This is a genomic window from Staphylococcus sp. FSL K6-0223 (assembly GCF_038008285.1).
Genome location: NZ_JBBOYX010000001.1, coordinates 464,054 through 476,009, shown reverse-complemented (window position 1 = coordinate 476,009; position 11,956 = coordinate 464,054). Strand labels below are relative to the sequence as shown.

Annotated in this window: 10 protein-coding genes; 4 read left to right on the top strand and 6 right to left on the bottom strand. The window is 32.9% G+C overall.

The window, feature by feature from the left end:
* Positions 1 to 20 precede the first annotated feature (20 nt).
* The 4 genes from MHI13_RS02210 to lnsB form a co-directional block, all read right to left on the bottom strand.
* A complete protein-coding gene (locus MHI13_RS02210) occupies positions 21 to 797 on the bottom strand; it encodes an ABC transporter permease (RefSeq protein WP_017175002.1) in 777 nt (258 codons plus the stop codon).
* Positions 790 to 1,452 (bottom strand): ABC transporter ATP-binding protein, encoded by a 663-nt coding sequence (locus MHI13_RS02205; protein ID WP_017175003.1) that lies wholly within the window; start codon positions 1,450 to 1,452, stop codon positions 790 to 792. The genes MHI13_RS02210 and MHI13_RS02205 overlap by 8 nt, the downstream gene beginning before the upstream one ends.
* A gap of 129 nt (positions 1,453 to 1,581) precedes the next feature.
* Entirely contained in the window at positions 1,582 to 2,391 is an 810-nt protein-coding gene (locus MHI13_RS02200; RefSeq protein WP_048678923.1) for a CPBP family intramembrane glutamic endopeptidase, read from the bottom strand.
* Between the two features lie 22 nt (positions 2,392 to 2,413).
* A complete protein-coding gene (gene lnsB, locus MHI13_RS02195; protein WP_070547889.1) occupies positions 2,414 to 3,196 on the bottom strand; it encodes a CPBP family lipoprotein N-acylation protein LnsB in 783 nt (260 codons plus the stop codon).
* Between the two features lie 183 nt (positions 3,197 to 3,379).
* On the opposite strand from lnsB, the gene MHI13_RS02190 reads away from it, so the two are divergent.
* Positions 3,380 to 4,960: an FMN-binding glutamate synthase family protein gene (locus MHI13_RS02190; protein WP_070547887.1), complete on the top strand. Its 1,581-nt coding sequence runs from the start codon at positions 3,380 to 3,382 to the stop codon at positions 4,958 to 4,960.
* 53 nt (positions 4,961 to 5,013) lie between these two features.
* Here MHI13_RS02190 and MHI13_RS02185 read toward each other — a convergent pair whose 3' ends face one another.
* The gene (locus MHI13_RS02185; protein WP_445684211.1) at positions 5,014 to 5,481 is read right to left on the bottom strand and encodes a DUF1307 domain-containing protein; all 468 of its coding nucleotides are present in this window, start codon (positions 5,479 to 5,481) and stop codon (positions 5,014 to 5,016) included.
* Positions 5,482 to 5,636: 155 nt separating this feature from the next.
* Here MHI13_RS02185 and MHI13_RS02180 point away from each other — a divergent pair, with 155 nt between their 5' ends.
* Positions 5,637 to 6,713 carry a M42 family metallopeptidase gene (locus MHI13_RS02180; RefSeq protein ID WP_017175008.1) on the top strand — a complete coding sequence of 359 codons (1,077 nt, stop codon included), beginning with the start codon at positions 5,637 to 5,639 and terminating at the stop codon, positions 6,711 to 6,713.
* 387 nt (positions 6,714 to 7,100) lie between these two features.
* Here the strand turns inward: MHI13_RS02180 and MHI13_RS02175 are convergent, their stop codons facing one another.
* Positions 7,101 to 7,919: an SDR family oxidoreductase gene (locus MHI13_RS02175; RefSeq protein ID WP_019834997.1), complete on the bottom strand. Its 819-nt coding sequence runs from the start codon at positions 7,917 to 7,919 to the stop codon at positions 7,101 to 7,103.
* 215 nt (positions 7,920 to 8,134) lie between these two features.
* Between MHI13_RS02175 and ppx the strand changes: the two genes are divergently transcribed.
* Both ppx and MHI13_RS02165 read left to right on the top strand, forming a co-directional pair.
* The gene (gene ppx / locus MHI13_RS02170) at positions 8,135 to 9,676 is read left to right on the top strand and encodes an exopolyphosphatase (RefSeq protein WP_070547884.1); all 1,542 of its coding nucleotides are present in this window, start codon (positions 8,135 to 8,137) and stop codon (positions 9,674 to 9,676) included.
* A gap of 102 nt (positions 9,677 to 9,778) precedes the next feature.
* Positions 9,779 to 11,944: an RNA degradosome polyphosphate kinase gene (locus tag MHI13_RS02165; protein WP_070547882.1), complete on the top strand. Its 2,166-nt coding sequence runs from the start codon at positions 9,779 to 9,781 to the stop codon at positions 11,942 to 11,944.
* Positions 11,945 to 11,956 lie beyond the last annotated feature (12 nt).

The window sequence follows — 11,956 nt, the reverse complement described above, 5'->3', positions numbered from 1 at the left end:
AAAAAATATGTCATTGAGATTTAGTTATTGTCTTTTATATTCGTTGTACGTGCTACGAGTTGATGACGTGCATTAAAGAATTGACCATAACTTAAATACGTTGCAATCAATGCAGACATAATCGTTGCAGTAGTATGAATAAACACAACAAGTAATTGGAATTTGATGGCTTGTAATGGTGCCATACCTCCAATAATTAATCCTGTCATCATACCCGGAATAGACACTAATCCATATGTTTTTACAGAATCAATTGTTGGAACAATCGCTAAACGAATACTTTCACGAATCGCCCCTTTAGACGCAAGCTTTGGCGTTGCTGCTAATGTTAACTTAGATTCAATATCATCTACATCTCGAACGAACGCACGATCTAAATTTTGATATGCCAAATTAATGGCAATTAAACCATTATTTGCAAGCATACCACCGATAGGAATGACATCATTTGCTTTAAAATCGATAGCACCAGCAAGCACTGCACATACTAACGGAATTGCTGTTGATATAAATATAGAAACAAAAGAAATCCAAAACACATGATGCATAACAGGCGATGCACGATGAATTGTATTCCAAGAAGCGTTAATAATAATGACTAATACTGCAATCAATAATATCCATACTTGATCAATTTTAAAAATATATTCTAATATCAATCCTAAAATTAATAATTGAACCACCGCTCTAATCGAAGCGACGACTAAATCTTTGATAATATGTAAGCCTTCTTTATATGAAATAATAATAGGAATTAATAATAATAATGCTGTTAAACAAAGCGCTGTATTACTCATTATGACTTAACACCTCCTCATTTGTAATCTGACCATCTTTAATAGTAATTCTTCTTTGGAAATTTCTCATACTTTGATCATTACTATGCGTAATCCATAATATAGCGACGCCTTCATCTGCTAATTTAAAGATAATATCTTCAATTTTTTCTTTATTTTGCGTATCAAGTGCACTCGTTGATTCATCTAGAAGTAATATTTCTGGTTGATACATTAACTGGCGTGCAATAGCAATACGTTGACGTTCTCCACCAGACATATGTTTTACTTTTGAATCTAGACTATAGTTTGACAAGCCGACTTTATTAAGTAAATCATTCGCTTTATCTTCATCAAATTGATCATGATGCGTTAATGCTGGGAAAGCCATATTATCTTCTACTGTCGTTCCAAATAATTCACTTTGTTGCATCATGTAACTAATTTTAGAACGTAATTCTTCAGGACTGTACTCATCATATGGTTTTCCTTTAAATAACAATTCTCCTTCAGTCGGACTAATTAAATTGTTGAGTTGCTTTAAGAATGTACTTTTTCCGCTTCCAGAAGGACCAACCACTGCAACGGTTTCACCTTGATCTAATTTAAAATTAATATTATTGAGTATCGTTCGTTGATCTGCTTTGTAGGTCAGATGTTTTACTTCTAATAACACAAGCGTTTCCTCCTTATCTTTACTCTTTAATGAGATGACATATTCTTTTTTATCATAACAAAAAAAGAGGCAAAGTAATGAAATTCAATGTTACTATTTTTTGAATTTCAATGACTCTACCTCTTACTCTTAACCCCAAATGATACTCATAATAATCGCTATAAAAGAAATAAAATTATTTATCATATGAAGGGTAATCGTCATCGCTAAATTTCGACCACTTAAGTGATATGCCACAACAAATCCTGTAGCCATAATTAAATAAGGACCAACTTCAAATGGTGATGATGCACTTGTCATATGTAATCCTGCAAATCCGAGCACTGACACGACATACATCACACCATACGTTAATTTTTTACCTAACTCATGAATTAACAAATGTCTAAATAATAATTCTTCTACAAAAGGTGTAATAATCACAATATCTAAAAATAAAACAGGCCAAAGCCAATTGATTTCAAACATTTTAATAATCATTTTGTTATTTTCTGTATCATCAAACTGATATTGTTTCGGTAAAAATTCCATTAAATAACCATATGCGCCTTGCAACAAATAAAGGGCCACCATCACAATGATAATGAGTGGAATATGTTTTTTTAAAGCTTTGAATCGTGAGATGGCAATAGGAATAATGGTTTTGCGATGCATTAAATAAAAGACTACTAATACAAGACATTGACCAATTAACGTAAAGACTTGGGCATATCCTAAATAATATTTTGTAAACTTACTTTCCGATATATGACCTCCTGTGATGCCTGAAATTATTCCCATCACAATAAATGTAAGAATCAACGGAAAAACAATATTCATGACTAAATATGTAGGTATGAGCCAAAAATCACGTTTAACAATACGTTTTGAATCAAATTCATTTCTTATCGGTCGCTGCTCTGAGGTTTGGTAGTATGTATCATTATGTTCCGAAGTCATATAACTCTCCTATTCTTTCTATTTAAACAAGCTTATCAATCATTGTAATAATAAATATGATGAGTTGTACAGTACTATGATAAAGATAGGACGCTGCTAAATTTTTCCCACTTTTCATATATACAATCATTGCACCTATTGAAATAATCATGTAAGGTATGGCTTCCAATATTGAAATTAAATCATATACTTGGACAATAGTTTCTATTAAGACACTAACAATCATCATTACTAAAAGATTAAATTTTTTACCTAATTCATGAATCAATAGATGACGAAATAGTAACTCATCAATTAAGGGGCGTAATAATACTACTGAAATAAAAGTGAATATCAGTGCACTTGGATGAATAAACAATCCTTCTAAACGACGTTGTGCTTGTGTGTCTACATAGCCAAAAGGATGCGGTAATATGTGTGCCAATGCATTAAAACCATAATATAACATCACACTAACCATTACGATGATGATCATAAATTTCAAATACTGATGAATCGCAATACGATATTGTCGTCGTACAACATTCGCAATATAAAACTTATGTAATGTGAAAAATAATCCTAACACAATAAATTGGGCAATCACAAAACTTAGACTTAGCATCACATTATATAAATAAGATGGCGGTGGTTGTTGGGTAACCATAGCCGTCACACCTAATACGCCAAAAACAATAATAATAGGCGTTAAAATTTGGAAAAAGATAAATAAAGGAATGAGTAGAAAATCCTTTTTTATTATTTTAGGACTACTCCATCGATTTTTTGATACCACTTGTGTGATCACATCTTTTTCTTTTTTCATATATCACCTCAACGATCTACGCATATAGTACTTTATCATTTAAAAACATTATTGTCATAAGAGATTCTAACTTTTCCACAATTTGATATTTAAAGATAAATATTAAATCTATTTATTTATATTTGTAAATAAAATTTTTTGATGTAAGATTTACAGTATAAAGAGAATTGAGGGGGGATGGGCATGACAACTTTACTTACTGTCATGCAATTTATAGTTAATATTCTTATTATTATGGTGTTACTTTCTATATTAATGGTTGGGTTATATCTTTTATTCAAAGATAAAAGACAAGAACAACATAGTGTGTTACGTAACTTTCCTGTATTAGGCAGAGTACGTTACTTTTCAGAGAAAATAGGACCAGAATTACGTCAATATTTATTTGCAAATGATACCGAAGGAAAACCATTTTCAAGAAATCAATATACTGATATCGTTTTAGCAGGTAAATATCATTCAAGAATGACTAGTTTTGGTACAGAAAAAAACTATGAAGAAGGCTTTTATATTCGAAACGCTATGTTTCCATTACAAAAGTCAGAACTTCAAATTGATAACCATTCAATGATTTCAACATTTATTTATTCAATCGATAATGAACGATTGTTTAAGCGTGAAGAACATCGTGAGAATAAACACATCGATCCTTATTATTTATCAGATGATCATGCAGTTATTATAGGCGAAGAATTAGCACATCCCTTTAAAGTCAAACGTTTAGTAGGCCAATCTGGTATGAGTTATGGCTCATTAGGTGGGCGCGCGATTACTGCATTATCTCAAGGACTTGCACGTGCTGGCACATGGATGAATACAGGGGAAGGTGGATTATCTGAATATCATCTTAAAGGTGGCTGCGATATTATTTATCAAATTGGACCAGGTTTATTCGGCGTGAGAGATAAAGACGGTGGTTTTAGTGAAGAAGCTTTCTTAAATGTGGCAAACCATAAAGAAGTTAAAGCATTTGAAATTAAGCTTGCACAAGGTGCTAAGACACGTGGTGGTCATATGGAGGGCAATAAAGTTACAGAAGAAATTGCTAAAATTCGTAATATCGAACCCTATAAGACAATCAACTCACCTAACCGCTTCGATTTCATTAATAATCCAAAAGAGTTATTAGAATTTGTAGCTAAGTTGCAAAAACTCGGTCAGAAACCTGTGGGCTTTAAAATTGTGGTAAGCAGAGTTGATGAAGTTGAAGCCCTTGTTCAAGAAATGATTAACCTAGATATTTATCCAAACTTTATTACTGTTGATGGTGGTGAAGGTGGAACAGGGGCAACTTTCCAAGAATTACAAGATGGTGTTGGCCTCCCACTTTTTACTGCCCTTCCAATCGTTACTGGTGTTTTAGAACGTTATGATGCACGCAAATATATGAAGATATTCGCATCTGGAAAACTTATTACACCAGATAAAATAGCCATTGCACTTGGACTTGGTGCTGATTTATGTAATATTGCAAGAGGTATGATGATCAGCATTGGTTGCATTATGAGCCAACAATGTCATTTAAATACTTGCCCAGTTGGCGTCGCAACAACGGATCCTAAAAAAGAAAAGGCTTTAATTGTTGAAGAAAAGCAATATCGTGTCACAAACTATGTGACGAGTTTACACGAGGGATTATTTAATGTTGCAGCTGCAATAGGTGTTAAAAGTCCAAATGAAATTACAGAAGATCATATTGTGATTAAAAGAAAAAATGGACATATTGAAGATATCGCAAGTTATAAATTAAAACTTATTCAATAGTCAACAAAAAAGTGAGACAATCTATATCATCGAAAGGTTGTCTCACTTTTTTATTATTCTTCATTCATATTGCTTTTTTTCTTGAATCCAATTTTTTTAAGTTCTTTGACCGTACCATCCATTGTCACTTTTTTATAGTTTTTAGAATAATGTGCTAATGCAAAGTAACGACTAACATCTTTTAAGTTTGCTTTGTTATAATCAATATCTATGTTTTCAACTATTTTTTGATGCCTACTACTTAGCGTATATGTTACGCCCTTTTCCCCTTTTAATGGACGATAGTCTTTAAAAGATTTTTCACCTTCTTGTTTAGACATTCCCAGATCATCATATTTTAAAGTACTGACAGTTGATTGTTTAATCACTTTATTTTTTTTATAAGTTAATGTTGTAAGAACATGCTTACCATCAATCTCACCTTCGTATGTTTTTGAACGTGATTGACTACAAGCCCCTAATATACAAACACTTAACACTGACAACCCAAATAATGTTAAGACTTTTTTCATTATGCTCATCTACTTCCCCATCTTTAATTTTAAACAAATTATATCACTTACCAACTATGAATGGGATACATTTAATTTGCATAGATATGATAAACTATTGTTCATAAAATTCATTTTATCCATGCTACAATACACTTAACAACGTTTTTAGGAGGACTCAATGTATGAAAGAATCTATCGAATTACTAAAAACATTAACAGATGTTAATGGTATCGCTGGTTATGAATACCAAGTTAAAGAAAAAATGCGAGACTATTTAACACCTATTAGTGATGAGATTATCGAAGATGGTTTGGGTGGTATCTTCGGTAAAAAGGAAAGTAAAACGGGATCTAAATCATTAATGTTAGCTGGTCATTTAGATGAAATTGGATTCATCGTCACTAAAATTGACAATAATGGGTTTATTAAATTCCAACCTATTGGCGGTTGGTGGAGCCAAGTGATGTTATCTCAAAAAGTAACCATCACGACTGACGATGGTAAAGAAATACGAGGTATTATTGGTTCTAAACCTCCACATGTACTTGAACCAGAAGCACGTAAAAAGTCTATCGATATCAAAGATATGTTTATTGATATTGGTGTTAGAAGTAAAGCAGATGCTGAACAATACGGTATTGAAATTGGAAATATGATTACACCTTATAGTGAGTTTGAACAACTTGCAAATGGTAAATATTTAACTGCCAAAGCATTTGATAATCGATACGGTTGTGCACTTGCTATTGACGTACTTAACAATCTTAAAGATGAATCGATCGGTATTAATTTATATGCAGGTGGCACTGTACAAGAAGAAGTTGGTTTACGTGGCGCTAAAGTCGCAGCAAATAAAATCAACCCCGATTTAGCTATCGCAGTCGACGTTGCGGTCGCATACGATACACCTGGAATGGCACAATATGGTAGTGATACAGCCATTGGTGACGGCCCAGTAATTATTTTAATGGATGCTTCAAATGTGGCACATCAAGGCTTACGTCAACATATTAAAGAAGTGGCAAAAAAACATTATATTACGGTTCAATGGGATACTACACCACGCGGTGGTACAGATGCTGGTAGTATCCATGTTGCTAACGATGGTATTCCAACAATTGCTATTGGTGTGGCATTACGCTATATGCACTCAAATGTATCTGTTCTTCATACAGATGATTATGAAAATTCAGTACGATTAATCACTGAAATTGTACGTTCTTTAAATGACCAAACGTATAATCAAATTAAATGGTAATTTGAATATTGAAATGTTACATCTACTTATGTTAATATCACATTAACGAGTATTAACGTCATAACGATGCGAACCCCTAGTCTATTGCCCTAGACTAGGGGTTCTTTGTGTATTGGATTATCTGCCGTCTTTTTTATTCTTATATTGTTCAAACCAATAATCAAACAATATATTGAGCCACCTATTTAATATAGGTGCAATAACGAGTACAAATATTAACGTCATAACTTCACCTCCTTTAAACGTACTACCGTCTAAAGGAAAGACGACGACAATATTATACCATTTTTATAAAATAGAATTATTTATCTAAATACATAAAAAGCGAGAGACAGCCTCATACTGAAGCCTTCTCTCACACTTAAACGCTAATATATCCACTATGATTTATTCTACAGAATGTTTCCATTTATCTTCACTTAACATTTCACCAGGCCAAGTGTATGCCATCACACCACCATCAATACGAATCGTTTCACCTGTAATAAATGAACTATCATCTGATGCTAGGAAAGCAACCAATTTACCTACTTCTTCAGGTTGTCCTAAACGACCAAGTGGAGTGACCCATTTCTGATTATCGCGGAATGTTTTACCCGCTTCGTCTTCAGACGTACCAGCTAAATGATCTACAAGCGGTGTTTCAATAGTACCTGGTGCAATCGCGTTCGCACGAATATTTTCACGGCCATATTCAATCGCAATCGATTTAGTGAAATTAATGACGCCACCTTTAGCGGCATTATAACCAGAACGATACAAGTCTGCTGCTTGTCCTGAGAATGAAGCTGTATTAATGATTGAACCTCCATTATCCAACATTAATGGTAATAAGAATTTCGTTACTAAGAATGTACCTCTCATATCGACAGACATAATTTTATCAAATACTTCAACTGGATATTCATGAATACGTCCTGCCCCATTATCTACACCTGCATTGTTGAAGATAATGTCAATGTGACCATAGTCTTGTTTAACTTTATCAGCAAAATCTTTCACTTGTTGATCTTGAGAGATATCAACTTTATAAGCTGTCGCTTTACCGCCCTCTTGATTAATGTCATCTACAGTTTTTTCTAATTCATCTGAAATATCAAGTGCTAAGACATGTGCTCCTTCTTGCGCTAACACTTTTGCCGATGCTTGTCCAATACCTGTACTTGCACCTGTGATGACTGCAATTTTATTTTCTAAACGTCTCATCTTGTCACACTCCTAGTGAACTTGTTTTCTAATACAACCTTATTCTTCCACTAAATAGTTCAGATTAAACGTGATACTAAAAATGAAATCGTTTTACAATTGAATTCTTTTCTATATCCAAAGAAATGTAAATATGATTCGTATCTTTTTCTATTAATAAAATTCATGTAAAATAAAACTATAATAGGAAGTATTGAAAGACTTAGGAGGCCATGATGGAAGAACGTATAGGATTAATAGATATTGGCTCGAATACGATTAGATTAGTTATCTTTAAATTTAGCAAAGAGGCAGGATTAAATGAATTGCTCAACATTAAAACGCCTGCTCGCTTGAGTCAATATTTGACAAAAGAAAATAAAATGAGTCAAGAAGGTATTAAAGTACTCATTGAAGCATTACGCAGTTTTAAATCTGTATCTGAAAAATTTAAAGTAAAAGAATTACATCCTATCGCAACAGCAGCAATTCGTCAATCTGAGAATAAGGATGACATTGTTAAAAAAGTAAAAGATGAACTTGATATTGAAATTTCAATTATCCCTGAAAAAGACGAAGCATATTATGGTTATTATGCTATTACTCATACTACGGAAATTGAAAATGGCGTATCTGTAGACATCGGTGGCGGTTCAACTGAAGTTACTTTATTTAAGGATAAAGAATTATTTGAATCACACAGTTTTCCTTTCGGTGTAGTAACATTAAAACATAAATTCTTTGATGGCAAAGATCACAATGATAAAGGCGCGATCAAAGATATGGAGAAATTTCTATCTCAACAATTTAGTACATTAGATTGGCTTAAAGATCAAGATGTTGCATTAGTCGGCGTCGGTGGTTCTGCACGTAACGTAGCACGTATTCATCAATCCGAACACGCTTATCCTATAAGTGGTGTACACAATTATACAATGTCAGATAAAGATATTGATGAAGTGTACAACGTTATACGTAAAAGTTCACGTGATGAGTTAAATAACCTAGATGGATTAAGTCGCGATCGTGCAGATATTATTCTTCCAGCGGTGTCAGTATTTAAGACACTTTATAAAAAAATAGATGCGAAGCAATTCACATTTTCAAGAAATGGCTTACGTGAAGGTTATATTATTAAACAAATTCGCTCACGCTATCCAGATGTATTTGACAAAAATAATGTGCGTAAAGAATCGATTTATTTCTTAGCCCATGATTATCACATCGAAGAACATAGCTCACAAGGTCGTCTAAAATTAGCACAATCTTTATTAAAACAATTACTTGATTTAGGTGATTTAAAGATTAATGACACAGAGCAACGTCTCTTTGAAGAAGCGACCTATATTTATTATTTAGGTAAATTTATTGATTCAGATTCAAGTTCTCCACATACGTATTATATTATCGCGAACTCAATGATTAATGGTTATACACATAAAGATCGCGTTAAACTCGCCCTTTTAGCAAGTTTTAAAAATAAATCTTTACTTAAGTTCTATTGTAAAGAAACAGATTGGTTCAGTAATAAGGAAATTGAAACAATTCAAGCACTAGGTGGCATTATTAAATTTGTGAATGCTTTAAATATTTCACAAACTAGCTTTGTTGAAGACGTGACTTTAAAAGAAACGAAAAAAGGCAATGACGATTATGAACTGACCGTACATTATACTGAAGGTGAACCGATTGCTGAGAAATATCAAGCATTAAGACAGAAAAAGCATATCGAAAAGATTCTTAAAGGATCAGTATCCATTGTCTTTACAAAATCTTAAAATTTGTATGCTATATTATAGGTAGATAGTTCTGTCATAGACTATATATTTTTACAAATAGAAAGATTGATAATCGAAGAAATGACGAGGTGTATTTTGAATATGCAAACTCAATTGGGAGACTATGATATTAGCTTGCCGAAGTACTATAATAATCGCGAACTCAGTTGGTTAGATTTCAACTATCGTGTATTACAAGAAGCTTATGATAACAACAATCCACTATTAGAAAAATTAAATTTCGTATCTATCTTTAGTTCGAACTTAGATGAATTCTTTATGGTGCGTGTGGCTGGTTTAAAAGACCAAGTAAAAATGGGATTCGATAAACCTGAAAACAAAACACAAATGACACCACAAGAACAAGTAGATGCGATTCAAGAAAAAGCTAAAAAATATGTCAATATACAATATGAACGCTATAACGAACTTATCGAAGAATTACGCAATTATGACATTGTTATGTGTAAACCAGAAAACTTATCTGACTCTATTTTAAGCAAGTTAGAAAGAGATTTTAAACTAACTATTTTACCAACGTTAACACCACTTGGTATAGATGCATACCATCCTTTCCCAAAACTAAATAATAAAAGTCTAAATATCTTCGTAGATATCGATACAGATGATGCCATTAACTCAGCGATTGTTCAAATTCCATCTCTTATCCCTAGATTTTTAACTTATAATGAAGGTTCAAAACAATATGTAGTCATGGTAGAAGATGTCATTACACACTTCATTAATCACTTATTTACAGGCTATGAAGTATTAAATACCTTTACATTTAGAATTACTCGAAATGCTGATTTAACGATTCATGAAGATGGTGCTGAAGACTTACTTATCGAAATTGAACGCTTCTTAAAAGAACGTAAAAGTGGTTCTGCTGTACGCTTAGAAGTCGACAATCGTACAGCGTCTATCGAAGATTTAGGATGGTTAACAGACACTTTAGAAGTGGATGAACAAGACGTTTACTTACTTAATGGACCTTTAGATTTAACATTTATCTTTGGCTTAGTTGACCATCTATCCCATAAATTGAAATATTTAACATATGATAAATATACACCACAAATTCCACGTTCATTAGGTAACAATAATGTGTATGATCTTGCATTAAAACGTGATGTCTTTTTCCATCACCCATACGAATCATTTGAGCCTATCGTAGACTTTATTCGTGAAGCAGCTGAAGATCCTAACACGATTGCGATTAAACAAACGCTTTATCGTGTAAGTAAAGATTCACCCATTATTAAAAGCTTAAAAGAAGCGGCTGAAAATGGTAAACAAGTGACTGTACTTGTAGAATTAAAAGCACGTTTCGACGAAGAAAATAACGTTCATTGGGCACGTATGTTAGAAGATGCAGGTTGTCACGTCATTTATGGTATGACCCATTTAAAAACACATAGTAAAATTGCTCTTGTCGTTAAACGTATCGGTGGCGAATTAACTTCATTCGTACACTTAGGTACAGGTAACTATAACGATAAAACTGCAAAACTATACACAGATATGGGTGTCATTACGACAGATAAATTAATTGCTGAAGATGCCATTAATTTCTTTAACTATTTAAGTGGTTACTCAGTTAAACCTGAATATAATAAATTAATTGTCGCACCATTCGATATTCGCGACGTCTTTATTGATCGCATTGATAAAGAAATTGCAAGTCATCGTCAACATGGTAACGGTAAAATTATGATGAAAATGAACTCCTTAACTGATAAGGCCATCATTGAAAAATTATTTGAAGCATCTCAAGCGGGTGTTAAAATTCAACTCATTATTCGCGGTATCTGTTGCCTAAAACCAGGCATTCCAGGTGTCAGCGAAAATATTGAAGTTGTCAGTATTGTAGGTCGTCTATTAGAACACTCTCGTATTTACTACTTCTACAATAATGGTGACGAACGTATTTATTTATCATCTGCAGACGTAATGACACGTAACATGATTAAACGTGTTGAAATCTTATTCCCTGTAGAAGATAAAGAAATCGGTAAACGTCTTGTAGACTTTATGAATTTACAATTGTCTGATAATCAAAAAGGTCGTTATCAAGATCAGTATGGTGAGTATCATTACGTTCAAAATGATTTATCTCCATTAAATTCACAAGCTTACTTGATGAAAGAAGCAGTTAAATATGGTAAAAAGCTAAAAAAGGAGACAACCCAGCCTTCAGGAATGCCCGTCGTTTCCAAAAGAAGAGCTAGCTGGGTCAATCGTCTTCGAAAAACATTAAAAAAATAATGTGATTATAAA